Below are 25,469 nucleotides of genomic sequence, written 5' to 3' on the forward strand. Positions count from 1 at the left end.
TCTTGACGGGGCAGCGCCGCTGTTGGAAACGACGGCCGAATACCTATGGGAAGGCTTACCATGCCATTCGTTGAACGGGTCTTTTCGGGCGTCCAGCCGACGGGCAATCTGCATCTCGGCAATTACCTCGGCGCCATCGTCAACTTCGTGAAGATGCAGGAAACCCACAACTGCATCTATTGCGTCGTCGACATGCACGCGATCACGCAAGGCGTGGACGTCTGGGGCGGACCGGCCGAGCTCGCGCGCAACACCCGCGAGGTGACTGCCGCGTTCATCGCGAGCGGCATCGATCCCAAGAAGCACATCGTGTTCAACCAGAGCCAGGTCTCCGGCCATGCCGAGCTCGCCTGGATCTTCAACTGCGTCGCGCGCATGGGCTGGCTCGGCCGCATGACCCAGTTCAAGGAGAAGGCCGGCAAGGACCGCGAGAATGCCTCCGTCGGCCTGTTCGACTATCCCGTGCTGATGGCCGCCGACATCCTGCTTTACCGCGCCACCCATGTGCCGGTCGGCGAGGACCAGAAGCAGCATCTCGAGCTCTCGCGTGACATCGCGCAGAAGTTCAACAACGACTTTGGTGACTCGATCCGCAACCTCGGCGCCAATGACGGCCTGTTCTTCCCGCTGCCGGAACCCCTGATCACGGGCCCCGCGACGCGGGTGATGAGCCTGCGCGACGGCACCAAGAAGATGTCGAAATCCGATGCGTCGGACAATTCGCGCATCAATTTGACTGACGATGCCGACACCATCGCGCAGAAGATCCGCAAGGCGAAGACCGATCCGGAGCCGCTGCCGTCAGAGGAGAAGGGCCTGGAAGCCCGTCCCGAGGCCGATAACCTCGTCGGCATCTTCGCCGCGCTGGCCGGCCGGCCCAAGGCGGACGTGCTGCGCGAGTTCGGCGGGGGCCAGTTCTCCAGCTTCAAGAACGCGCTGGCGGAGCTTAGCGTCACCAAGCTGGCGCCGATCGCCGGCGAGATGAAGCGCCTCGTCGCCGACCCCGGCCATATCGATTCGATCCTGAACGAAGGTTCCGACCGGGCCCGGGCGATCGCCGACGAGACGATGAAGCTCTCCAAGGACATCGTCGGCTTCATCCGCCGGCGATAGAGACGGTCGGCGCCGGCGCGCCGACCGCATCTCCTCTCCCCAACCTTGCGGGAGTGTGGCAGCATGCCGGCCGTGCACATGCCGGGACATGCATGACCAGCAAGCGACTTTGCTTCGAGCCGGGTCACAAGCCCAAATGCCTCGTCGTCGTCGACGACACCGCCGAATGGGATCGCGCGGTCTACTATGCCAGCCGCTGGGCGATCCGTGCCGGCGGCGGCGTGGTGATGCTGCGCATCATCGAACCCGAACAGCAGAGCCAGGAATGGCTGGGGGTCGCCGACATCATGCGCGCGGAGGCGCAGGAAGCGGCGGAGGCCGCGCTCGACCGTGCCGCCGGCCGCGCCAATGGCATTGCTGCAATCACCCCGGAGCGGGTGATCCGCGAGGGTGTGCCGATGGAGCAGCTGCTCGCCGTGATCGACGAAGACCCCGACATCGGCATGCTGGTGCTCGCCGCCAATCCCGGTGCGGAGGGGCCGGGTCCCCTGGTTGCGCTGCTGGCCCACGCGGTCGGAACCTTCCCGATTCCCGTGACCATCATTTCCGGCGCGCTGAGCGACCAAAGCGTGGATTCACTGTCGTAGGTCGCCTTCACCTCGCCCCGCTTGCGGGGAGAGGTCGGCGCGAAGCGCCGGGTGAGGGGAGTCTCCACGAATCCAATTCAACTGCCGGGGAGACGCCCCCTTCACCCCGACCCTCTCCCCGCAATCGGGGAGAGGGAGGAGCGAGCACCCTAACCTGCTGATATAACAACGAAACGCCATCTTCTCCCCTTGATCGTGCGTTCTCCGTCGCCATCTGCTAGTGGAGAGAGCACGCGCCGGCCTTGAACCGGCGACGTCTGGAGAAAACCATGTTCATTCAAACCGAAGCCACCCCCAATCCCGCCACGCTGAAGTTCATTCCGGGCCGCGTCGTGGTCGACGGCAGCCCGATGGAATTCGCGAGCCGCGAAGCCGCCACCCGCTCGCCGCTGGCCGAAAAGCTGTTCGAGGTGCCCGGCGTCACCGGCGTGTTCTACGGATCCGACTTCATCACCGTGACCAAGGCAAACGGTGAATGGCAGCAGCTCAAGCCCGCGATCCTCGGCGCCATCATGGAGCACTATATGTCCGGCGCGCCACTGCTCGCCGACGGCGCGGCGCAAGACGATGCCGATCTCGATGACGAGGACGAGTTCTTCGACGAGGCCGATGCCGAGACGGTCGACATGATCAAGGACCTGATCGAGACCCGCGTGCGGCCGGCCGTCGCCAATGACGGCGGCGACATCACCTTCCGCGGCTTCAAGGACGGCATCGTCTATCTCAACATGAAGGGCGCCTGCTCCGGCTGCCCGTCATCGACCGCGACGCTCCAGCACGGCATCCAGAACCTGCTCAAGCACTTCGTGCCTGACGTGGTCGAAGTCCGGCCGATGTAAATTGCACGGCCTGAGCTGATTTCACTCCGTCATGCCCGGGCTTGTCCCGGGCATCCACGTTTTTGGAGCCGCAAAGTCGTGGATGGCCGGGTCAAGCCCAGCCGCGACGGCTAGAACCTTAGGCATCATCCGATTGCCAATGCTATGATCACACCATGCTGATCCTCGCCATCGATACCGCGCTCGACGCCTGCTCCGTCGCCGTACTCGACACCGAAACGGCCGAGCTCGTTGCGCAGGAGCAGCTTCTCATGAAGCGCGGCCACGCCGAGGCCCTGATGCCGATGATCGCGCGCGTCATGCAATCGGCCAATCTCGCCTTCACCTCGCTCGACCGCATCGCGGTCACCGTCGGCCCCGGAAGCTTCACCGGCCTGCGCGTCGGCATTTCGGCGGCGCGCGGCCTTGCGCTTGCGGCTGAGCGGCCGGCGATCGGCCTGACCACCTTGTCGGCCTATGCCGCCGCCATCGTCGGCCAGAGCAAATCGGCACCCGTGATCTCCGCAATCGACGCGCGGCACGACCATGTCTATTTCCAGATCGTCGCCGGCGACGGCAGCCAGCTGGTGCGGCCGAGCGTCGCTCCCGTCGACGAGGCGATCGCAGCCTCGCAATTCGGCGCGCCGCATCTGGTCGGCAATGCCGCCAATATCCTCGCCGAGCGCTGGCCGAAGGATGTCCCGCAGCCGGTTGCGGTCGATGCGCAGCCCGCGCCCGATATCGGCTGGGTCGCATGGCTAGGCGCCGCCGCCGATCCCGCGACGAATCCGGCGCGGCCGTTCTATCTGAAGGCGCCCGACGCCAAGCCGGCGGCACAGCCGCCATTTGCAGCACAAGTCCCGACCCCATGATGAGATGGCTGTCGGAATGGTGGCGCGGCGGCACCGCCGCCGTCGAGCCCGCATCCGTGCGTGACGCTGCGCAACTGGCGCAGCTTCACGGCGCCTCCTTCGCGCGCGGCTGGGGCGAGGGCGAATTCGAGAGCATGGTCAGCGAGCGCAACACGCTCGTGCATCGGCTGCGCCTCGGCCGCAGGACCGTCGGATTCGCGGTATCGCGGATCGGGGCGGATGAAGCGGAAATCCTCTCGATCGCGGTGGACGGGGCCTATCGCGGCCGCGGCCTCTCCCGCACGCTGCTGATGACCCATCTCGGCCATCTCGCGGGGCGCGGCGTGCGCACAATATTTCTCGAAGTTGAGGAAAATAACCAGCCGGCGCGGCGGCTCTACGATGGTGCCGGATTCATGGTGGTCGGGCGCCGCGAACGCTACTATAAGCAGCCGAACGGGGAACAATTGAACGCCCTTCTGATGCGACGTGACTTGTCGTAACATTGGTGGCAGAAAGCGCCCCCGCCAGGCAGACAAACTATGACCGCACTGAAACCTTCTTCCGCATCCAAGGCGTCCGGCATCGAAGCGCGCTGTGCCGCCACCGGCATGCGCATGACCGAGCAGCGCCGTGTCATCGCCCGCGTGCTCGCGGAGGCGATCGATCATCCCGATGTCGAGGAACTGTACCGGCGCTGCGTTGCCGTCGACGACAAGATCTCGATCTCGACCGTGTATCGCACCGTCAAGCTGTTCGAGGATGCCGGCATCATCGAGCGCCATGATTTCCGCGAGGGCCGCGCGCGCTACGAGCAGATGCGTGACAGCCATCACGATCACCTCATCAATCTGCGCGACGGCAAGGTGATCGAGTTCACCTCCGAGGAGATCGAGAAGCTGCAGGCGGAGATCGCCCGCAAGCTCGGCTATCGGCTGGTCGACCACCGGCTCGAGCTCTATTGCGTCCCGCTCGACGACGACAAGCCGACGTCTTGATTTAGTGCCGATAGACCTCATCATCTTCGACTGCGACGGTGTGCTCGTGGACAGCGAGGTGATCTCCTGTCGCGCGCATGCGGATGTGCTGACGAGGCACGGCTATCCGATCACCTCGAAGCAGGTGCTGGTCCGCTTCCTCGGCGTGTCCGAGAAAGACGCGCGGCGGATGGTCGAACAGGAAATCGGCCGCAGCCTCCCGGGTGATCTGGAGCAGCAGATCAGTGCGGCCACGCTGCAATTCTACGCCAGCGATCTGCAGCCGATCACCCATGTGGCTGCGGCGATCGGCGCAATCGATCTGCCCAAATGCGTCGCATCGAGCGGCACGCCGGAGAAGATCACTCACGGCCTGACCTGTGCCGGCCTCTACGACCTGCTCGCTCCGCACATCTTCTCAGCGAGCCAGGTCGCACGCGGCAAGCCCGCGCCCGATCTGTTTCTGTTCGCGGCCAAGCAGATGAAAGTCCCGCCGGAACGCTGCCTCGTGATCGAGGACAGCGTCCCCGGGGTAACAGGCGCGTCCGCAGCCGGGATGACCGTGCTGGGCTTTCACGGCGGCAGCCACTGCCCGCCGGGTCACGCCGAAAGGCTGCGCGCCGCCGGCGCCGGATCGACATTCGATGATATGCGGCAATTGCCGGAGCTGGTCCGACGGATCGAACCGGCCCGCCCCGTGAGGTAGCCTTTGACCGTCATTCCAGGGCACGTGCAGAGCGCGTGAAGCCGGAATCTCGCCCAAAACCTCCGGATTCCGGGGCACGACTGCATCGCACCCCGGAATGACGGCCCAGGAGGCTCCATTCGCTGGATTTTCGTCCCTCCAACCTATATCTGAGGGCCGTTCTCCACCACAATTCCGGGTTCCATGACGCCGCCGCGCAAGCTGCACATCAAATCATATGGCTGCCAGATGAACGTCTACGATGCGCAGCGCATGGTGGACACGCTGGCTCCGGAAGGATTCGTGGAGACGGCCAGCGCTGAAGACGCCGATCTCGTCATCCTCAACACCTGCCACATCCGCGAGAAGGCCTCCGAAAAGGTCTACTCCGAGCTGGGCCGATTGCGTGTCGCCAAGGACGAGGCCGCGCGCGCGGGCCGCGCGATGCAAATCGCGGTCGCGGGCTGCGTCGCGCAGGCCGAGGGCGAGGAGATCGTGCGCCGAGCGCCTGTCGTGGACGTCGTGGTGGGACCGCAGAGCTATCATCACCTGCCGGAGCTGCTGAAGCGCGCCGGCAATGAAGGCCGCGCGATCGAGACCGAGTTTCCCGCCCAGGAGAAGTTCGGCTTCCTGGCTCAGCCCAAGCCCGACGCGATCCGCGCGCGCGGCATTTCCGCTTTCGTCACGGTGCAGGAAGGCTGCGACAAGTTCTGCACCTTCTGCGTCGTACCCTATACGCGCGGTTCGGAAGTCTCGCGCCCTGTCGCCAAGATCGTCGACGACGTGAAGCGGCTTGCCGACAACGGCGTGCGCGAGCTGACGCTGATCGGACAGAACGTCAACGCCTATCATGGCGACGGACCGGACGGAAAAACCTGGCCGCTCGGCAGGCTGCTCGAGCATCTGGCGACAATTCCCGGCATCGCGCGGCTGCGCTATTCGACCAGCCACCCGCGCGACGTCGACGACAGCCTCATTGCAGCCCATCGCGATCTCGGTGCCCTGATGCCGTTCGTGCACCTGCCGGTGCAGTCGGGCTCGGACCGCATTCTGGCCGCCATGAACCGGAAACATACCGCCGATGATTACCGGCGGGTCATCGACCGTTTCCGCGCCGCGCGCCAAGACATTGCTTTTTCATCAGATTTTATCGTGGGCTTCCCCGGCGAGGGCGAGCAAGATTTTCTCGCCACCCTCGCGCTTGTCACGCAAATCGGCTACGCTGCGGCTTATTCGTTCAAATACTCCGCCCGGCCGGGAACGCCGGCCGCGGACATGCAGGAGACGGTGTCCCCCGCCGAGATGGACCAGCGATTGGAGCGGCTCCAGGAACTGATCGACAGCCAGCAATCGGCCTTCAACAAGGCTGCGATTGGCTCAACGGTCGACGTGCTGTTCGAGCGTCCGGCCCGCAGGGACGGCCAGATCGTCGGCCGCACCGCATTCCTGCAGCCCGCCCACGTGATGGCCTCGCCCGACATCATCGGACAAATCCTGCCTGTCAGGATCGACAGCCTCGAACGCTACAGCTTTCTCGGTGAGCTCGTGACGCCGCGTGGGGCGCGCGAGCCCGCTTTATCGCCAGCCATCGGAGCCTGAACCCTTGCCAAAAAGCGCATCGGATTCGTCTTCTCTCGCTCCCAGCCGCAAATTTGACCGCGACATGCAAGTTCCGCCCGAGACCCAGGTCGTCATCGACTTCGACGACAACCGCGCCGCTTCCGCGCTGGTCGGCCCCTACGGCCAGCATCTGGCGCAGATCGAGCGGCGGCTCGGCGTCGTCGTCGATTCCAAGGGCAACCACATCACGATCGGCGGCACGCGCGACGGCTGCGACGCCGCACGCCGCGTGCTGGAGATGCTCTACGCGCAGGCCGTGAAGGGGCAGGATCTCGACCAGGGCGAGGTTGAGGGCGCGATTCGCGCGGTCATCGCCCAGGGCTCACTGTTCGAGTTCGACGCCAAATCGGCCAAATCGGCCACCTTCGACAGCATCAATCTGCGCAAGCGTCCGGTGCGCGCACGCACCGCCGCGCAGGACTCCTATATCCGCGCGCTGAAGCGCCACGAGCTGGTGTTCGGCATCGGCCCGGCCGGCACCGGCAAGACCTGGCTCGCGGTCGCGCATGCCGCGCAACTGTTCGAGCGCAAGGAGGTCGACAAGATCATCCTGTCGCGTCCGGCGGTGGAAGCCGGCGAGCGGCTCGGCTTCCTGCCCGGCGATCTCCGCGAGAAGGTCGATCCTTATCTTCGCCCGATCTACGACGCCCTCTACGATCTCATGGATGCGCGCATCGTCGAGCGCGCGCTCCAGACCGGCGAGATCGAGATCGCGCCGCTCGCCTTCATGCGCGGCCGCACCCTCACCAACGCCGCCATCATCCTGGACGAGGCGCAGAACACCACGTCGATGCAGATGAAGATGTTTTTGACGCGCCTCGGCGAGAACAGCCGTATGATCGTGACCGGCGATCCCTCGCAGATCGACCTGCCGAACGGCCAGACCTCGGGCCTGGCCGAAGCGACCCGCCTCCTGGGCGGCGTCGAGGGCATCGCCCAGGTTCATTTCAAAGCCGAGGACGTGATCCGCCACGAACTCGTGGCGCGGATCGTCGCCGCCTACGAAGGCTCGCCGCAGCGGCCGGCCGCCGGCAAATCCTGACGAGGCAACAGCCGGACCCAGAGGGCGCGGACACGGCGCCCTTTCGTCCCAGACAACACAATGTCCCATCCCAATCTTCCCATGACCGAGGTCCTCGTCGTCGCCGATTGCTGGCAGCGCGAGCCCGATTCCGAAGCCGTGATCCAGCGCGCGGTTGCGGCCGCCGCTGAGAGTGTCGACGAAGACGTCGCCGAGGCGGAAGTGGCGGTGATGCTGACCGATGATGCCGGCATCCGCACCCTCAACAGCAACTGGCGCGGCATCGACAAGCCGACCAACGTGCTGTCGTTTCCCGCGCTCCAGCCGGAGGGCGAATGGAAGCCGGGCGATGCGCCGCGCATGCTCGGCGATATCGCGATCGCCTACGAGACCATGCGGCGCGAGGCGGACGAGGAACACAAGCCGTTCGACCACCATTTGAGCCATCTCGCCGTGCACGGCTTCCTGCATCTGATCGGCTACGACCACGAGAACGACGGCGACGCCGAGGAGATGGAGGCCCTGGAGACGCAGATCCTGGCTCACCTTGGAATTCCCGATCCCTATGCAGACCGCGCAGGGACACACTGAGATGCCGGACTCCGACCCGATTCAAGACAACCCGCGCCACACGGCCAATCTGCCGGCCGTGGTGACTCAGGGCGAGGTGATGCGCCCGACCGCCGATGGCTGGCTCTTGCGCGCCATCCGCACGCTGTTCGGCTGGAAGGCGGGATCGGTGCGCGACGACCTCCAGGTCGTGCTCGACGCGACGACGCCCGACGACACCGGCTTCTCGGCGGTCGAGCGCACCATGCTGCGCAACATCCTCGGTCTGCACGAGCGCCGCATCGCCGACGTCATGGTCCATCGCGCCGACGTCATCGCGGTGAAGCGCGACATCCCGCTCGGCGAGTTGATGGACCGCTTCGAGAGCGCCGGCCATTCGCGCCTCGTGGTCTACAACGAGACGCTCGATGATCCCGTCGGCATCGTCCATATCCGCGACCTGCTCGCGTTCATGACCGCGCGTGCGCGCGTGTCGGAAGCCACCAAGACCAAGCGCAAGAAGCCGCTGCCAGCCGGGCTCGACCTCCGCGCCGTCGATCTGGCGCTGCCGCTCGAGGAAGCGCGCATCATCCGCAAGCTGCTCTATGTGCCGCCGTCGATGCGGGCGATCGACCTGCTCGCGCAGATGCAGGCCACGCGCATTCACCTCGCGCTGGTGGTCGACGAATATGGCGGCAGCGACGGGCTGGTTTCGCTCGAGGACATCGTCGAGCAGATCGTCGGCGAGATCGACGACGAGCACGACAGCGACGAGCCGCCCTCGATCGTACGCCTGCCCGACAATGCCTTCATCGCCGACGCCCGCGCCAGCCTCGACGACGTCCGCTCGGTGATCGGTGAGGATTTCGTCACCGGCGAGGCCGGTGAGGAAGTGGAGACGCTCGGCGGCTATCTCGTCAGCTTCGTCGGGCGCCTGCCGGTGCGCGGCGAGGTGATCTCGGGTCCCGGCAATTACGAGATCGAGGTGCTTGATGCCGATCCGCGCCGCGTCAAGCGGCTGCGCATCTCGACGCGGAAGGAGCGTCCCGCGCCGCGCACTCAGCGCGAGAGCCGGCGCCGCGAGGCTACGCCGGACAGCGGTCAATCGCCGGCCAACGACACGCCCACCCCGCCGCCAAGCGACGGGACCGGCCAACAGTGAGTCCGTTCCAGCGACTTCGACAGATTGCGCTTGCCATCATCCTCGCCTGGGGATGGAAGCGCGCCGTCATCGCCATGGGGTGCGGAGCGCTGTCCGTGCTGGCGCTGGCGCCGTTCAACCTCTTCCCGGTGCTGTTCATCACCTTCCCGGTACTGGTCTGGCTGATCGACGGCGCCGGCGCCGGACGCTACGGCGGCGTCCCAGCCGCGGCGCTGACCGGCTACTGGTTCGGGCTCGGCTATTTCGTCCCCGGCCTCTACTGGATCGGCTACGCCTTCTTCGTCGAGGCCGATGTATTCGCCTGGCTGACGCCGTTCGCCGTGCTCGGCCTGCCTGCTTATCTGTCCATCTTCACGGCCATCGGCTTTGCGCTGGCACGCCTGCTCTGGACCAAGAACGCCACGCGCGTGCTTGCGCTTGCGGCAAGCATCACAATCAGCGAATGGCTGCGCGGTCACCTGCTGACCGGCTTTCCCTGGAACGCGTTCGGCTATGCCCTGTCCGAGCCGCTGCCGCTGGCGCAGACGGCGTCGCTGGTCGGCCTGTGGGGCATGACGTTCCTGACGGTTGCGATCTTCGCGAGCCCCGCGACGCTGATCGACCGCACGCCCGATCGCCGCCTGGCGTGGCGCGTGCCGGCGGCCGCAATTGCGCTCCTGGTTGTCATGAGCATCTTCGGCGCGATCCGCCTGTCGCTGCATCCAACCACGATGGTCTCAGGCGCCAAGCTGCGCCTGATGCAACCGAACCTGCAGCAGGACGCCAAATTCAATTATGCCGCCAAGTCGGAGGTGATGAAAAAATATTTGGCGCTGTCGGACCGCGCCTCCGGCCCGCAATCGACCGGCGTGCGCGATGCCACCATCCTGATCTGGCCGGAATCGGCCTTTCCGTTCTTCCTGACCCGCGAAGCCGATGCGATGGCGCAGATCGCCGATCTACTGCCCAAGGGCACGGTGCTGATCACGGGTTCGGTCCGCGCGCCCGACCTGCCGCGGGGCACGCCGATCACGCGTGCCTATAATTCGATCTACGTGATCGATCACGATGGCAGCGTGCTCGCAGTGTACGACAAGTTGCATTTGGTGCCGTTCGGAGAATTTCTTCCCTACCAGGCACTGATGGAGAAGCTCGGTTTCGAGCAACTGACGCGTGTGCGCGGCGGCTTCATTCCCGGCACGGTGCGGCATGCGCTGCAGGTGCCCGGCGCGCCGCCCGCGCTACCGCTGATCTGTTACGAGGCAATTTTTCCCGGCGAGGTGGCTGGACGCAACGAACGTCCGGGCTGGATCGTGAACCTCACCAATGACGGTTGGTTCGGCATTTCGACCGGCCCCCATCAGCATCTCGAGCAGTCGCGCATGCGCGCGATCGAGCTCGGATTGCCGCTGGTCCGCTCCGCCAATACCGGTATCTCCGCGGTGATCGATCCGGTGGGCCGCACCGTCGCCAGCCTCGGTCTCGGCATCGAAGGCATTTTGGATGCAAGCCTGCCTGCCGCGATATCACCGACGGTCTATGCGCGGGTGGGCGATGTGCCGGCTGCCATGCTCGTCGCGCTGGCCGTGATTCTGGCGGTCCGCCGACGTGTCACCAAGCGGAAGGCCTGATCGCACCGTCGCCGCGGAGGCGGCCGGAAGCTTTTGACAACCGTAGTCCCACGGTTGACAGACTGCACATGGGCTCCCCATTCTGCACCGGCTGCAAAAGACAGTGGGCATTGCTAAATTTCTCCGCAATGTTTCCCAATAAGAGGGTCTGATTTGACGATGCTTGCACCTGAGGCACTCCAGTTGATTGCGCTGAAGGTGGTGTTTGGAGGGCTGAGGAAATGTCGAAAGCGCCCAACCCTGTTGACAAATATGTCGGCAGTCGCGTGCGTATGCGCCGCATCATGTTGGGCATGAGCCAGGAAAAGCTCGGTGAAGCTTTGGGCCTGACTTTCCAGCAGATCCAGAAATACGAGAAGGGTACGAACCGGGTCGGCGCGAGCCGTATCCAGCAGATCGCCGAAATCCTCCAGGTGCCGGTGTCGTTCCTGTTCGAGGGCGGCCCGAGCGGCGTGCCGGGTCCGGACGGCTTCGCAGAAGGCGCCTCGCCTTCCTATGTGTCGGACTTTCTCGCGACGTCGGAAGGACTTGCCCTGACCAAGGCGTTCACGCGAATCACCGATTCGAAGATGCGCCGCTCGATCGTCGATCTCGTCGAGCAGATTGCGGCTCGCGAAGGTCCCGACAAGCGCTGATCGCCATCAGAATGGCGATTTGAGACCGCGTCAAATCTGGCCTATGTCGTCATTTGTGGCCGCGCTTTGATGCGCGTCCGCTTCGATGATGCGATTCAAAGGCACAGATGCGTCCATGGCCAGCTCCAATTGGTTCGATACCCAAACTATTCTCGATGGCATCCGCCGCTGGGTGGAGGTCGAGACGCCGACGGAAGCGCCCGAACAAGTCAACAGGCTGATCTCGATGGTCGCGGAGCAATACCGCGATCTGCCTGTCACGCTCGAACGCGTCGCCGGCGTCGATGGCTGCGGCGATCATCTCATGGCGCGTTCGAATTGGGGGCAGGACCGGCCGGGCATCCTGGTGCTGAGCCACCTCGACACCGTCCATCCCATGGGATTCATCGAGCGCCTGCCGTTCAAGGTCGAAGGCGACGTCGCGTACGGTCCCGGCATCTACGACATGAAGGGCGGCGCCTACATCGCCCATCACGCGTTTCGCGCACTGTGTGCCACAGTCGATCGCTCGCCGCTCGGCATCACGCATTTGTTCACCTCCGACGAGGAGATCGGCAGTCCCACCTCGCGCGCACTCATCGAGACGGAAGGGCGCAAGGCCAAATACGTGCTGGTGACGGAGCCGGCGCGCGATGGCGGCAAGATCGTCACCGGTCGCAAGGGCGTCGGACGCTTCAAGGTATTCATCAAGGGCGTGCCCGCGCATGCCGGCTCGCGGCCGGAAGACGGCCGCAGCGCCGTGCGCGAGCTCGGTAACGTCATCCTCGCCCTGGAAGGGATGAACGACCTGACACGCGGCGTCAGTGTCAATGTCGGCGTGGTGCGTGGCGGCACGCGCCCCAACGTCACGCCGGAAGAGGCCTATGCCGAAGTCGATCTGCGCGTGCTGAGCCTCAAGGACGCAGAGGAGTTCGTCGGCAAGATCCTTGGGCTGACGTCGAAGACCGACGGCGTCACCGTCACGGTCACCGGCGAGCTCAATCGTCCGCCCTACGAGAAGAGCAACGCGGGCGCCTCGCTGTACGAACACGCGAAGACGCTCGCCGGCGAGATCGGCTTCGAGCTGGTGGACACCCACACCGGCGGCGGCTCGGACGGCAATTTCACCGCGGCCCACACCGCGACGCTTGACGGACTCGGCGTCGACGGCAAGGGCGCGCACACTCATTATGAGCAGCTCTATGTCTCCTCGCTCGCGCCGCGCGCGCGGCTGCTCCATCGCCTGTACCAGACGCTGCGATGAGCGAGCGCAAATCAGACCCCGATCGCGATGACAGCGAGCGCGCGTTCTTCGGGCGCCGCAAGGGTCACAAGCTCAGGCAGCACCAGGCCGAGCTGATTGGTCAACTGCTGCCGCATCTGGCGCTCGACATCGACGGTGAGACGCCGGCGGATGCAGGCGAGATCTTTGGCCCTACGACCGAAGACGTGCGGCTCGAGATCGGCTTCGGCGGCGGCGAGCATCTGACGGCCGAGGCACAAAGCTTCGCCACGACAGGCTTCATCGGCTGCGAGCCCTATGTCAACGGCATGGCCAAGATCCTCGCGCAGATCGAGGCCGCCAACATCGGCAACATCCGTCTGTTCGCAGGCGATGCCGCCGAGCTGCTGGCCTGGCTGCCCAAGGCATCGCTGTCGCGGATCGACCTGATCCATCCCGATCCCTGGCCGAAGCGGCGGCACTGGAAACGGCGCTTCGTCCAGGACAGGACCATCGCCGCGATGGCGCGCGTGCTGAAGCCGAACGGCGAATTCCGCTTCGTCTGCGACATCGACGATTACTGCGCCTGGACGCTGTCGCATCTTGCGCGTTCGCAGGATTTCGTCTGGCTTGCCGAGCGCGCCGACGACTTCAGACAGCAGTGGGCGGGCTACACCATGACGCGCTACGGCCGAAAGGCCGCGCGCGAAGGACGGAAGGCGGCGTATTTGCGATTCAGACGACTCTAGATCGTCTGCCGGTTGCGCCAGAAATTGACGACGCGCTCGGCGGTCGTCGGCATCAGGCGCATGAAGTTGACGCGTGCGGCCTCGATATCGGCATCGGCCGGCGTGCGGTGCGGACCGTACCAGAGCAGGATGAGCGCGCGCACCGTGGGCCAGCCGAGATTCAGCACGCGGCCGAGAATGAGGATCGGGTCGTAGCGGTCGCCTGCGATCAGGCGGTCGAGGACCGAGAGGCGGACGCCGGACATCGCCGAAAGCGAGGCGATGGATTCCTCGTATTTGTTCGCCTTGGCGAAGCCGAGCAGTGCGCTCTCGCCGAGATGGCCCTCGCGATGCAACGCCAGCACCGTGCGCTGGGCCGCGGAGAAATCGCGCCGTGGTCCCGGCGGCAGCGCGGCCTCCTCGATGGCCACCATCGCGCGCTTGATCTCGACCTGGCGCGCGGGATTGACCACGCTGGAGAGCCGGCGGCGGATGACGTCGAGCGTGCCGTCGAGAAGCTGTTTCAGGTTCTCGCCCGAGAGATCACGGCGCTGGCCGATCTTGAGCGTCAGCACGCCGTCCTGCGCCGCACGCTTGATCAGCTCGGAATAGCTGCCGGGCGAGAACACCGCACCGGCATTGCCCGCGGCGCGGCGCACCACGTCGCGGTCGCCGCGCTCCACCAGCACGTCGGTGATGACGGGAGACAAAGCGGGGCGCTCCGTCATCGCCAGCAAATGCCCCTGGCCCTTCAGCCGCGCGATCTCGACCAGCGCGGCGTCATCGAGCACGGGCGAGCGGCGCAGCACGGGGCCGGCCACCATGATCTCGTTCTCGCGCGCGAGTTGATTGACCAGATGCGGCGGCGCGTTGTTCAGGTGCGAGAAGCGCTCGGCGAGGTCGACGCGCGAGGCAAGCTCCGCATGCGGGACGAGATCGATCAGGAGGTTGTCGAAGAGATCGATGAGCTCGGGCCGAAGATTGGCGGAATCCTGGAAGAACAATTCGGAGATGGCGCGCGCGATTTCGCCGCGTCGCCGCGGATCACCGCGTTTGACGATATCGTCCAGTCCGGGAATGAGCGACGTGGCAACGGTCATGAAAACGCAACTCGTACGGGGCACGCCGCGGGCGCGCCCTTGGTCCAAGCCGCCCCACAATCAGGGAATTTAGCCCCCCGAGGTGAAGGAAGCGTTAGGCCCGGGGCGCCGCGAATCGGGCGCAAAAAGCCTCGTCTGGCCCGCGATGGGCCTTGTCCGGGAGGACAGAAAGCGCTATATCAGCGCCAATTCATCTTCTCATACGATCCGCGTAGTGAGAGTGGGCCCGAAAGGACCCGCTCTTTTTTATTACCCGAACGCGGCTTGGCGGAAGATGCGGCCCGACGCGCTGTCGGGGAGTTCCGAAGCGGGCTTTGAAAATCGTAACCAAGCCTTAACCATCGAGCGCCTTGACCCCTGATATGACCGAACCGAACACTGGTTCCACGGATGCCGAGTTGCTGGCCGAGCCGAGGCTCGTGGTCGAGCCGGGCGTGGCGGCACGTGTGTCTGCGGTCGCAGCGCCGGTGCTCGAGGGCATGGGTTACCGCCTGGTGCGGATCCGCATTTCCGGGGAAGCCGGCTGCACCGTGCAGATCATGGCGGAGCGGCCGGACGGCTCGATGCAACTCGAGGACTGCGAGGCGATCTCGCGGGCGCTGTCGCCGGTGCTCGATGTCGCCGACCCCATCGATCGCGCCTACCGGCTGGAAATTTCCTCGCCGGGCATCGACCGGCCGCTGGTCCGCCGTTCCGATTTCGAGCGCTATTGCGGCCATCTGGTGAAGATCGAGATGGCGGTTGCCCATGAGGGGCGCAAGCGGTTCCGCGGCATGATCGGCGCCGTCGAGGGCGACCGCGTGCACCTGCGTCGCGACGACGCCAAGGCGAGCGATAATCCCGACGTTCTCCTGACGATGGAAGATATTGGTGAAGCTCGGCTGGTGCTGACCGACGATCTGATCGCGGAATCGATGCGCCGCGGCAAGGCCGAGGAGCGCCAGATGCGCCGGAACCTCGGCATCGAGCCGCCGGCGGCACCGCACGCGGAGATCAGCGCGAAGATCACCAAGAACACCAAGCCGCAAAAAAAGAAGCCGGCCCCGACCAATACGAAGAAACATCGCCTGGCCGCCGAACGCGCGCGACGGGGCGAGATCGAGCCTGACGAAGGAGACTAGCCATGGCAGTCAGCGCCAATCGACTTGAGTTGCTCCAGATCGCCGATGCCGTTGCGCGCGAGAAATCGATCGACCGCGGCATCGTCATCGCGGCGATGGAGGACGCCATCGCCAAGGCGGCCCGGGCACGTTACGGCAGCGAAACTGACGTTCACGCCGAGATCGACCCGAAGAAGGGCGAGCTGCGGCTGTCGCGCCACATGCTGGTCGTCGAGAAGGTCGAAAACCATTCCAACCAGATCTCGCTGGTGGACGCGCAGCGCGCCAATCCCGGCGCCCAGGTCGGCGACACCATCGCCGACACCCTGCCGCCGCTGGAATATGGCCGCATCGCCGCGCAATCGGCCAAGCAGGTCATCGTGCAGAAGGTGCGCGAGGCCGAGCGCGACCGGCAATATCAGGAGTTCAAGGATCGCATCGGCGACATCGTCAACGGCGTCGTCAAGCGCGTCGAATATGGCAGCGTGATCGTCGATCTCGGCCGCGGCGAAGCCATCATCCGCCGTGACGAGATGCTGCCGCGCGAAGTTTTCCGCAACGGCGACCGCGTCCGCGCCTACATCTTCGACGTCCGCCGCGAGACCCGCGGTCCGCAGATCTTCCTCTCCCGCACCCATCCGCAGTTCATGGCGAAGCTGTTCGCGCAGGAAGTGCCGGAGATTTATGACGGCATCGTCGAGATCAAGGCGGTTGCCCGCGATCCGGGCTCGCGCGCGAAAATCGGCGTGATTTCCCGCGATTCCTCGGTCGATCCGGTCGGCGCCTGCGTCGGTATGCGCGGCTCGCGCGTGCAGGCCGTGGTGAACGAATTGCAGGGCGAGAAGATCGACATCATTCCGTGGTCGCCCGACATCGCGACCTTCGTGGTCAACGCGCTGGCGCCGGCCGAAGTGTCCAAGGTCGTCATCGACGAAGACCGCGAGCGCATCGAGGTCGTCGTGCCCGACACCAACAACCAGCTTTCGCTGGCGATCGGCCGCCGCGGCCAGAACGTGCGTCTGGCCTCGCAGCTCACCGGTTGGGACATCGACATCCTGACCGAGCAGGAGGAATCGGAGCGCCGCCAGGCCGACTTCGAGAACTCCACCCGCGTCTTCATGGAATCGCTCAACGTCGACGAAGTGGTCGGCCAGCTGCTGGCGTCCGAAGGATTCACCTCGGTCGAAGAACTCGCCATGGTGGACCTCAAGGAACTCGCAGGCATCGAGGGCTTCGACGAGGAGACCGCGCAGGAGCTCCAGAGCCGTGCCCGCGAATATCTCGAGCAGCAGGAAGCTGAGATCGAGGCCAGGCGCAAGGAGCTCGGTGTCGAGGACGCCGTCAAGGACGTCCCCGGCGTCACCTCCAAGATGCTGGTGAAGTTCGGCGAGAACGACATCAAGACGGTCGACGACCTCGCCGGCTGCGCCACCGACGATCTGGTCGGCTGGACCGAACGCAAGGAAGGCGGCGAGCAGACCAAGTTCCCCGGCGCGCTCGACGGTATCGACATCTCCCGTGACGATGCCGAGGCGATGATCATGCAGGCCCGCGTCAAGGCCGGCTGGATCACCGAGGCCGATCTGGCCAAGCCCGCTGAGGAGGCTGAGGCGACCGAAGATCAGCCGGCTTAAGGGCAAAGGAGAATGTCGCCCGGATGCTCACCGATACTGACCCCGAACTCGACCATGGACCGCGGACCGAAAGGTCCGCGACCATGCGGATGTGCGCGGTCAGTCGGCAGGTCCGGCCGATCGACGAACTGATCCGCTTCGTCATTTCGCCGCAAGGCGACGTAGTTCCAGATCTCAAGCGCAAGCTGCCCGGACGCGGCATGTGGCTCGCCGCCTCCCGCGGGGTGGTTGCGGAAGCCGTCCGGCGTCACCAATTTAGCAAGGCCTTCAAGCGCGAGCTGCGCATCCCTCAGACGCTTCCTGCCGATATTGAGGCGCTCCTGGTTCGGAGCGTGACGGAAGCCCTTGGGATCGCCGCCAAAGCGGGCCAGGTCGTGGCCGGCTTCGGCAAGGTCGAAAGCGCCCTTCGGGAAGGCACGGCCGGGGTCCTGATCCACGCCAGCGACGGGGCCGCGGACGGAATCCGCAAATTGGACATGCTGGCGCGTCAAAATGCCGGAAATCGCGGCGCCAAGCCGCAGATTCCCGTCGTCACCGCGCTGAAATCGTTAGAATTGGATTTGGCACTGACCCGGTCAAATGTGATACATGCTGCCCTGCTCGCGGGCCCGGCGAGCAGGTCATTCCTGTCACGTAGCCAGATGCTGGTCCGATACCGGATGGCGGACGCTGACAAGACTGCCGAAAAGCCCGGCCAGGATTTCTGAGAGATACGACGACCCGATAGGACGGTGCGGCAACGCACAACACTGATAAATCAGGATTAGGACTGCTGAATGGTTGATACCAAGACCCCTGACGACAAGAAGCTGAGCGTTCCGAGCAAGACGCTATCGCTCAAGCCGCGCGTCGAAACGGGCACTGTCCGCCAGAGCTTCAGCCATGGCCGCAGCAAGCAGGTCGTGGTCGAGAAGCGCGGCAAGCGCCGCATCGACGGCAGTGCCGAACCACAGGCTCCCACGGTCGTCGCGAAGCCAGCGCCGGCCGCGCCAACTCCGACGCCCGCTCCGTCGCGCCCCGCGCCGCCGCGTAACGCCGGATCCGGCGTGGTGCTGCGCACGCTGACCGAGGACGAACGTTCCGCCCGCGCCAGCGCGCTGGCCGATGCCAAGGTGCGCGAAGTCGAAGAGCGCCGCCAGGCCGAGGAAGAGGCCCAGCGCCGCGCTGTTCGCGAAGCCGCGGAACGCGTCGAGCGCGAAGCTGCCGAATCCCGCCGCAAGGCCGAGGAAGAGCGTCACCGTCACGAGGACGAAGCCAAGCGCAAGGCAGAGACCGAGGCCAAGAAGCGTTTTGGCGAAGGCGAGCAGCCGGCATCCGCGCCGCGCCCCGCAGCCGCCGCCCCGGCCACTCCGGCGCCGCGCACCGGCGCCCCCGCCGCGCGCCCCGGCACCACCACGGCACGCCCGGGAACATCGACCGCGCGCCCCGGAACGACCACAGCGAGACCGGCAGGTGGCCCGTTGGGCCGCGCTCCCGCGGTTGCTGCCGGCCCGGACGAGGACGATGGTCCGCGCCAGATCCGCCGCGGCCCCGGCGGCGCCGCGCGTCCCGTAGTAGCCCCCAAGCCCACCCACAAGCCCGGCCCGCAGAAGGAGCGCGGCCGCCTGACGGTCGTGACCGCATTCAATGCCGACGACGTGCGCGAGCGCTCGATCGCCTCGTTCCGCCGCCGCACCCAACGCCTGAAGGGCCATGCCGCGAACGAGCCGAAGGAAAAGCTCATCCGCGAGGTGGTCATTCCGGAAGCGATCACGATCCAGGAACTCGCCAACCGCATGGCCGAGCGCGCGGTCGACGTCATCCGCATGCTGATGAAGCAGGGCGCGATGCACAAGATCACCGACGTGATCGACGCCGACACCGCGCAGCTCATTGCCGAGGAGCTCGGCCACACCGTCAAGCGCGTTGCTGCGTCCGACGTTGAAGAAGGTCTGTTCGACGCCACCGACGATTCGACCGACACCGAGACCCGTTCGCCCGTGGTGACCGTCATGGGTCACGTCGACCACGGCAAGACCTCGCTGCTCGACGCGCTCCGTCATGCCAACGTCGTCTCCGGCGAAGCCGGCGGCATCACCCAGCATATCGGCGCCTATCAGGTGCTGTCGCCCGAAAGCGGCAAGAAGATCACCTTCATCGACACGCCCGGCCACGCCGCGTTCACCGCGATGCGCGCCCGCGGCGCCAAGGTGACCGACATCGTCGTGCTGGTGGTTGCGGCCGATGACGGCGTCATGCCGCAGACGATCGAAGCCATCAACCACGCCAAGGCGGCGCGGGTGCCGATCATCGTTGCCATCAACAAGATCGACAAGCCCGACGCCAAGCCCGAGCGCGTGCGCACCGAGCTGCTCCAGCACGAGGTGCAGGTGGAATCCTTCGGCGGCGAAGTCGTCGACGTCGAAGTGTCCGCCAAGAACAAGACCAATCTCGACAAGCTGCTCGAGATGATCGCGCTCCAGGCAGATATCCTCGACCTCAAGACCAATTCGGAACGGCCGGCCGAGGGCACCGTGATCGAAGCCAAGCTCGACCGCGGCCGCGGTCCGGTCGCGACCGTGCTGGTCCAGCGCGGCACGCTTCGGGTCGGCGACATCATCGTCGCAGGCGCCGAGATGGGCCGCGTCCGCGCGCTGATCTCGGATCAGGGCGAGACCGTGCAGGAAGCGGGTCCGTCGGTGCCGGTCGAAGTGCTCGGCTTCAACGGTCCGCCGGAAGCCGGCGATCGTCTCGCCGTGGTCGAGAACGAAGCCCGCGCCCGCCAGGTCACCAGCTACCGTGCGCACCAGAAGCGCGAGAACGCGGCGGCCTCGATCTCCGGCATGCGCGGCTCGCTCGAGCAGATGATGTCGCAATTGAAGACCGCGGGCCGCAAGGAATTCCCGCTGATCATCAAGGCCGACGTGCAGGGCTCGCTGGAAGCGATCCTCGGCTCGCTGGAGAAGCTCGGCACCGACGAAGTCGCAGCCCGCATCCTGCATGCCGGCGTCGGCGGCATCTCGGAATCCGACGTGACGCTGGCCGAAGGCTTCAACGCCGCGATCATCGGCTTCTCGGTTCGTGCCAACAAGGAGGCCGCTGCGGCCGCCAAGCGCAACGGCATCGAGATCCGCTACTACAACATCATCTACGACCTCGTGGACGACGTGAAGAAGGCGATGAGCGGCTTGCTCGCGCCGACCTTGCGCGAAACCATGCTCGGCAATGCCTCCATCCTGGAGATCTTCAACATCTCCAAGGTCGGCAAGGTCGCCGGCTGCCGCGTCACCGACGGCACCGTGGAACGCGGCGCCAATGTGCGCCTGATCCGCGACAACGTCGTCGTGCACGAAGGCAAGCTGTCGACGCTGAAGCGCTTCAAGGACGAAGTGAAGGAAGTCCAGTCCGGTCAGGAATGCGGCATGGCCTTCGAGAACTACCACGACATGCGTGCCGGTGACGTGATCGAGTGTTACCGCGTGGAGACGATCCAGCGCTCCCTGTAAGTCCAAATCTTACCGAAGCGCCCGGATCTTTTTGAGCTGAAATTGCGGGAGTGCGATGGCCGGATTTTTTCCGGCCATCCACCCCTCTTCGTTTCAACAGGACAAATGACAATGCCCGTGTCCCAAACACGGGCATGACGAGGTGATTTTCGAGATGCCACGCCATCATCAGAAAAAAAATTCCGCACCCGGCGGAGGCTCGCAACGTCAGTTGCGCGTCGGCGAGCAGGTTCGCCACGCGATGGCCGATATTCTGGCGCAAGGCAATGTGCATGATGCGGATCTCGAAGGTCACATCATCACCGTGCCGGAGGTGCGGATGTCACCCGACCTGAAGCTCGCGACAGTCTATGTGATGCCGCTCGGTGGCCACGACACCGCGGTCGTCATCGCTGCGCTCGAACGCAACAAGAAGTTTCTGCGCGGCGAGGTCGCGCGGCGCGTTAACCTGAAATTTGCACCTGATCTTCGTTTCCGCGTCGACGAACGATTCGACGAAGCGGAACGGATCGAGAAGCTTTTGCGAACACCTGCAGTTCAGAAGGACCTCGAACAGGATTTGGAACAGGATCCGGAGACGGATCGGGAAGAAGAACGATGACCATGGACCCGGCTCACGACACGATCAGCGGCGAACAGGCCGATCAGCGCGACGTGCAGAAAAATAATTTTGCGGATCTCGGCGGCGATTCGCAGCCGCATCAGGAGCCGCGCCGCGTCAACAATGATCCGCGTGCCAATGCCAGGCAGAAGGGCAACCAGGTTCGCCGCGACCGGCGCGACGTCCATGGCTGGGTCGTGCTCGACAAGCCGATCGGCATGACCTCGACGCAGGCGGTTGCGGTGCTCAAGCGCCTGTTCAACGCCAAGCGCGCCGGACACGCCGGCACGCTCGATCCGCTCGCCTCGGGCGGGCTGCCGATCGCGCTCGGGGAAGCCACCAAAACCGTTCCCTTCGTCATGGACGGCCGCAAGCGCTACCAGTTCACGGTGTGCTGGGGCGAGGAGCGCGACACCGACGACATCGAGGGCCGGGTGACCGCGACCTCCGACCAGCGTCCGACCCGCGAGGCCATCCTGGCCCTGTTGCCCCGCTTCACCGGGGTGATCGAGCAGATCCCACCGCGCTATTCCGCGATCAAGGTCCAGGGCGAGCGCGCCTACGACCTCGCCCGCGACGGCGAGGTCGTGGAACTGGCCGCCCGTCCGGTCGAAATTCACCATTTAACCCTTGTGGATCAACCGGATAACGACCGAGCCGTGTTCGAGGCCGAATGCGGCAAGGGCACCTATGTCCGGGCGTTGGCCCGCGATATGGGCCGGATTCTCGGCACTTACGGCCATATCTGCGCGCTCAGGCGGACCCTGGTCGGCCCATTTGGCGAAAACGACATGATTCCGCTGGATCAGCTGGAGGCTTTGTGCGATAGAGCCGCGTCCGGCGAGGGTAGCCTCGCGGACGCGCTTATGCCCGTTGAGACCGCGCTGGACGACATCCCGGCACTGGCCGTCACTCGGGCTGATGCGGCAAGGCTCCATCGGGGCCAGGCCGTTTTGTTGCGCGGACGGGATGCGCCCACTTGTAGCGGCACAGTCTATGTCACGGTGGCAGGCCGTCTTCTCGCGCTTGCTGAAGTCGGCAATGGCGAAATCATCCCCAAGCGTGTGTTCAACCTGACCGGCCTGACTGCCAGCCCCGGTCGCAACGAGAGAAATTGACGATGTCGATTGCCGCAGAACGCAAAGCGGAAGTCATCAAGACGAATGCCAACAAGGCCGGCGACACCGGCTCGCCCGAGGTTCAGGTCGCGATCCTGTCGGAACGCATCAACAACCTCACCAACCATTTCAAGACCCACGTGAAGGACAACCATTCGCGTCGCGGCCTCTTGAAGCTGGTCTCGACCCGCCGCTCGCTGCTCGACTACCTCAAGAAGCGGGACGAGGCGCGTTACAAGGCGCTGCTCGAGAAGCACAACATTCGTCGCTAAGAGTTCTTGCGCGCGCCAACGGCGCGCGTTTTCGCACGTGGTTTCGAACGAAAGCGCTTATTTTAAGCTTTTTGATCGAGGTTGCGTGCACGTCGGATGCGGGCCGTTGACGGCCAGCATCCGGGCATGATGAGCGAAGATCGCAATTCGGTGTTCGCATTCGTGCCGACTGACAGTCCAGCAGCAATCCGGCGGCTGGGCACAACGGGCAAGGCGCCCGTATGACCCGAAAGGATGGACGCCATCCGAAATCCAAAAACCATGGCAGGATCGCAGGACGCTGATCACCCGCTTCGATCAGCGCCCCGCAATCTTGCGCATGGTTTTTGTTTTTCGAGCCGTCCTTCTTTCGAGAACCCATGAAAGAAGACATCTATGTTCAATAAGCATTCGGTCGAGATCGACTGGGGTGGACGCACTCTCAAGCTGGAAACCGGCAAGATCGCCCGTCAGGCCGACGGCGCCGTCGTCGCCACCTATGGCGAGACCGTGGTGCTCGCCACCGTCGTCGCGGCCAAGGCGCCGCGCGAAGGCGTCGACTTCCTGCCGCTGACCGTGGACTACCAGGAGAAGACCTACGCTGCGGGCCGCATTCCCGGTGGCTATTTCAAGCGCGAAGGTCGTCCGACCGAGAAGGAGACGCTGGTCTCCCGCCTGATCGACCGTCCGATCCGTCCGCTGTTCGTCGACGGCTGGCGCAACGAGACCCAGGTGATCGTCACCGTGCTCTCGCACGACATGGAAAACGATCCTGATATCGTCGCGCTGGTGGCTTCGTCCGCTGCGCTGACGCTGTCCGGCGCGCCCTTCAAGGGCCCGATCGGCGCGGCACGCGTCGGCTTCGCCAATGACGAGTTCATCCTCAACCCGACGCTCGACGAGATGGTCGACACCCAGCTCGACCTCGTCGTCGCCGGCACCGCCGACGCCGTGCTGATGGTCGAATCGGAAGCCAAGGAGCTGAACGAAGACATCATGCTTGGCGCAGTGATGTTCGGTCACCGCCACTTCCAGCCAGTGATCAACGCGATCATCGAGCTCGCCGAGAAGGCTGCGAAGGAGCCGCGCGAAGTCACCGTGATCGACAATTCGGCGCTCGAGAAGGAAATGCTCGGCATCGTCGAGCAGGAGCTGCGCGCCGCCTACGCCATTCCGGTCAAGCAAGATCGCTACGCCGCAGTCGGCAAGGTCAAGGAAAAGGTGATCGCCCACTACTTCCCGGAAGGGCAGGAGCCGAAATACGACAAGCTGCGCATCGCCGGCGTGTTCAAGGAGCTCGAAGCCAAGATCGTTCGCTGGAACATCCTCGACACCGGCAAGCGCATCGACGGCCGCGACAGCAAGACCGTCCGCAACATCGTCGCCGAAGTCGGCGTGCTGCCCCGCGCCCACGGCTCGGCGCTGTTCACCCGCGGCGAGACCCAGGCGATGGTCGTGACCACGCTCGGCACCGGCGAGGACGAGCAGTACATCGACGCGCTGTCGGGAACGTACAAAGAGACGTTCCTGCTGCACTACAACTTCCCTCCCTACTCGGTCGGTGAGACCGGCCGCCTCGGCGGCACCAAGCGTCGCGAGATCGGCCACGGCAAGCTGGCCTGGCGCGCGATCCACCCGGTGCTGCCGCCGCACCACGAATTCCCCTACACCACGCGCGTAGTGTCGGAGATCACGGAGTCGAACGGCTCGTCCTCAATGGCTTCGGTCTGCGGCGCTTCGCTGGCGCTGATGGATGCCGGCGTGCCGTTGAAGCGGCCGACCGCGGGCATCGCGATGGGCCTGATCCTCGAAGACAAGCGCTTTGCGGTTCTCTCGGACATCCTCGGTGACGAGGACCATCTCGGCGACATGGACTTCAAGGTCGCCGGTACCGAGCAGGGCATCACCTCGCTCCAGATGGACATCAAGATCGAGGGCATCACCGAAGAGATCATGAAGGTCGCGCTCGCCCAAGCCAAGGATGGACGTATCCACATCCTCGGCGAGATGGCCAAGGCGCTCACCAACGCCCGTGCCGAGCTCGGCGAATACGCGCCGCGCATCGAGACCTTCAAGATCGCCACCGACAAGATCCGCGAAGTGATCGGCACCGGCGGCAAGGTGATCCGCGAGATCGTCGAGAAGACCGGCGCCAAGGTCAATATCGAGGACGACGGCACCGTGAAGGTCGCCTCCAGCGACGGCGAGGCCATGAAGGCCGCGATCAAGTGGATCAAGTCGATCGCCTCCGATCCGGAAGTCGGCCAGATCTATGACGGCACCGTCGTCAAGGTGATGGAGTTCGGCGCCTTCGTGAACTTCTTCGGCTCCAAGGACGGCCTCGTCCACATCAGCCAGCTCGCCTCGGCGCGCGTGCAGAAGACCTCCGACGTCGTCAAGGAAGGCGACAAGGTCAAGGTCAAGCTGCTCGGCTTCGACGACCGCGGCAAGACCCGCCTGTCGATGAAGGTGGTCGATCAGACCACCGGCGAAGACCTCGAAGGCAAGGGCGGCGAGGGCGAGAAGGCCCCGCGCGAAGCCGCCGGCGAGTAAGCGCTCGGCAACATCAGAAACACGAAGGGCGGCCGAAAGGCCGCCCTTTTTGTTTGTGTCCGCCCCGGGG

The 25,469-nt window shown here is 65.0% G+C and carries 24 protein-coding genes; 23 read left to right on the forward strand and 1 reads right to left on the reverse strand.

Features of this window, described 5'->3' with window-relative positions; all coding sequences use genetic code 11:
- Nucleotides 1–60: 60 nt before the first annotated feature.
- The 15 genes from trpS to trmB all read left to right on the forward strand — a co-directional run bounded on the left by trpS (nt 61) and on the right by trmB (nt 13,578).
- Nucleotides 61–1,113, forward strand: a complete 1,053-nt coding sequence (gene trpS, locus XH81_RS20185) for a tryptophan--tRNA ligase (protein WP_271596345.1) — start codon at nt 61–63, stop codon at nt 1,111–1,113.
- Nucleotides 1,114–1,205: 92 nt separating this feature from the next.
- Entirely contained in the window at nt 1,206–1,700 is a 495-nt protein-coding gene (locus XH81_RS20190; protein WP_028139523.1) for a universal stress protein, read from the forward strand.
- Between the two features lie 269 nt (nt 1,701–1,969).
- The gene (locus XH81_RS20195) at nt 1,970–2,539 is read left to right on the forward strand and encodes a NifU family protein (RefSeq protein WP_028139522.1); all 570 of its coding nucleotides are present in this window, start codon (nt 1,970–1,972) and stop codon (nt 2,537–2,539) included.
- Between the two features lie 155 nt (nt 2,540–2,694).
- On the forward strand, nt 2,695–3,390 hold the full coding sequence (gene tsaB / locus XH81_RS20200) for a tRNA (adenosine(37)-N6)-threonylcarbamoyltransferase complex dimerization subunit type 1 TsaB (protein WP_028139521.1): 696 nt from the start codon (nt 2,695–2,697) through the stop codon (nt 3,388–3,390).
- Complete coding sequence (gene rimI / locus XH81_RS20205; protein ID WP_028139520.1) at nt 3,387–3,872, forward strand: ribosomal protein S18-alanine N-acetyltransferase; 486 nt, start codon at nt 3,387–3,389, stop codon at nt 3,870–3,872. The genes tsaB and rimI overlap by 4 nt, the downstream gene beginning before the upstream one ends.
- 39 nt (nt 3,873–3,911) lie before the next feature.
- Nucleotides 3,912–4,367, forward strand: a complete 456-nt coding sequence (locus XH81_RS20210) for a Fur family transcriptional regulator (protein WP_018319430.1) — start codon at nt 3,912–3,914, stop codon at nt 4,365–4,367.
- Between the two features lie 4 nt (nt 4,368–4,371).
- Nucleotides 4,372–5,052, forward strand: coding sequence for an HAD family hydrolase (locus tag XH81_RS20215; RefSeq protein WP_028139519.1), 681 nt, complete (start codon nt 4,372–4,374; stop codon nt 5,050–5,052).
- 183 nt (nt 5,053–5,235) lie between these two features.
- Nucleotides 5,236–6,630, forward strand: a complete 1,395-nt coding sequence (miaB, locus tag XH81_RS20220; protein ID WP_271596346.1) for a tRNA (N6-isopentenyl adenosine(37)-C2)-methylthiotransferase MiaB — start codon at nt 5,236–5,238, stop codon at nt 6,628–6,630.
- Nucleotides 6,631–6,694: 64 nt separating this feature from the next.
- Nucleotides 6,695–7,693, forward strand: coding sequence for a PhoH family protein (locus XH81_RS20225; protein WP_028139517.1), 999 nt, complete (start codon nt 6,695–6,697; stop codon nt 7,691–7,693).
- Nucleotides 7,694–7,753: 60 nt separating this feature from the next.
- The gene (ybeY, locus tag XH81_RS20230) at nt 7,754–8,263 is read left to right on the forward strand and encodes an rRNA maturation RNase YbeY (protein ID WP_028139516.1); all 510 of its coding nucleotides are present in this window, start codon (nt 7,754–7,756) and stop codon (nt 8,261–8,263) included.
- A 1-nt stretch (nt 8,264) separates the two neighbouring features.
- A complete protein-coding gene (locus tag XH81_RS20235) occupies nt 8,265–9,383 on the forward strand; it encodes a hemolysin family protein (protein ID WP_028139515.1) in 1,119 nt (372 codons plus the stop codon).
- Nucleotides 9,380–10,993 (forward strand): apolipoprotein N-acyltransferase, encoded by a 1,614-nt coding sequence (gene lnt / locus XH81_RS20240; protein ID WP_028139514.1) that lies wholly within the window; start codon nt 9,380–9,382, stop codon nt 10,991–10,993. The genes XH81_RS20235 and lnt overlap by 4 nt, the downstream gene beginning before the upstream one ends.
- A gap of 221 nt (nt 10,994–11,214) precedes the next feature.
- Entirely contained in the window at nt 11,215–11,628 is a 414-nt protein-coding gene (locus XH81_RS20245) for a helix-turn-helix domain-containing protein (protein ID WP_028139513.1), read from the forward strand.
- 85 nt (nt 11,629–11,713) lie between these two features.
- Nucleotides 11,714–12,871 (forward strand): M20 family metallopeptidase, encoded by a 1,158-nt coding sequence (locus XH81_RS20250; protein ID WP_028139512.1) that lies wholly within the window; start codon nt 11,714–11,716, stop codon nt 12,869–12,871.
- Nucleotides 12,868–13,578, forward strand: a complete 711-nt coding sequence (gene trmB / locus XH81_RS20255) for a tRNA (guanosine(46)-N7)-methyltransferase TrmB (protein ID WP_028139511.1) — start codon at nt 12,868–12,870, stop codon at nt 13,576–13,578. Before XH81_RS20250 ends, trmB begins: the two co-directional genes overlap by 4 nt.
- On the opposite strand, the gene XH81_RS20260 is transcribed toward trmB, so the two are convergent.
- On the reverse strand, nt 13,575–14,657 hold the full coding sequence (locus XH81_RS20260; RefSeq protein WP_028139510.1) for a DUF2336 domain-containing protein: 1,083 nt from the start codon (nt 14,655–14,657) through the stop codon (nt 13,575–13,577). The genes trmB and XH81_RS20260 overlap by 4 nt on opposite strands.
- 362 nt (nt 14,658–15,019) lie before the next feature.
- Here XH81_RS20260 and rimP point away from each other — a divergent pair, with 362 nt between their 5' ends.
- The 8 genes from rimP to pnp all read left to right on the forward strand — a co-directional run bounded on the left by rimP (nt 15,020) and on the right by pnp (nt 25,399).
- Nucleotides 15,020–15,778: a ribosome maturation factor RimP gene (gene rimP / locus XH81_RS20265; RefSeq protein ID WP_028139509.1), complete on the forward strand. Its 759-nt coding sequence runs from the start codon at nt 15,020–15,022 to the stop codon at nt 15,776–15,778.
- Between the two features lie 2 nt (nt 15,779–15,780).
- Nucleotides 15,781–17,391 (forward strand): transcription termination factor NusA, encoded by a 1,611-nt coding sequence (nusA, locus tag XH81_RS20270; RefSeq protein ID WP_018319418.1) that lies wholly within the window; start codon nt 15,781–15,783, stop codon nt 17,389–17,391.
- Nucleotides 17,392–17,414: 23 nt separating this feature from the next.
- Complete coding sequence (locus XH81_RS20275) at nt 17,415–18,098, forward strand: RNA-binding protein (RefSeq protein ID WP_028139508.1); 684 nt, start codon at nt 17,415–17,417, stop codon at nt 18,096–18,098.
- A gap of 69 nt (nt 18,099–18,167) precedes the next feature.
- On the forward strand, nt 18,168–20,876 hold the full coding sequence (gene infB, locus XH81_RS20280; RefSeq protein ID WP_028139507.1) for a translation initiation factor IF-2: 2,709 nt from the start codon (nt 18,168–18,170) through the stop codon (nt 20,874–20,876).
- A 154-nt stretch (nt 20,877–21,030) separates the two neighbouring features.
- Nucleotides 21,031–21,477, forward strand: coding sequence for a 30S ribosome-binding factor RbfA (gene rbfA, locus XH81_RS20285; RefSeq protein ID WP_018319415.1), 447 nt, complete (start codon nt 21,031–21,033; stop codon nt 21,475–21,477).
- Complete coding sequence (gene truB, locus XH81_RS20290; RefSeq protein WP_028139506.1) at nt 21,474–22,595, forward strand: tRNA pseudouridine(55) synthase TruB; 1,122 nt, start codon at nt 21,474–21,476, stop codon at nt 22,593–22,595. Before rbfA ends, truB begins: the two co-directional genes overlap by 4 nt.
- 2 nt (nt 22,596–22,597) lie before the next feature.
- The gene (rpsO, locus tag XH81_RS20295; RefSeq protein ID WP_008131787.1) at nt 22,598–22,867 is read left to right on the forward strand and encodes a 30S ribosomal protein S15; all 270 of its coding nucleotides are present in this window, start codon (nt 22,598–22,600) and stop codon (nt 22,865–22,867) included.
- 375 nt (nt 22,868–23,242) lie between these two features.
- Complete coding sequence (gene pnp, locus XH81_RS20300; RefSeq protein WP_028139505.1) at nt 23,243–25,399, forward strand: polyribonucleotide nucleotidyltransferase; 2,157 nt, start codon at nt 23,243–23,245, stop codon at nt 25,397–25,399.
- The last annotated feature ends 70 nt before the right edge of the window (nt 25,400–25,469 follow it).

The sequence above is a fragment of the Bradyrhizobium sp. CCBAU 25360 genome, from assembly GCF_028128695.1.
GTDB lineage: Bacteria > Pseudomonadota > Alphaproteobacteria > Rhizobiales > Xanthobacteraceae > Bradyrhizobium > Bradyrhizobium ottawaense.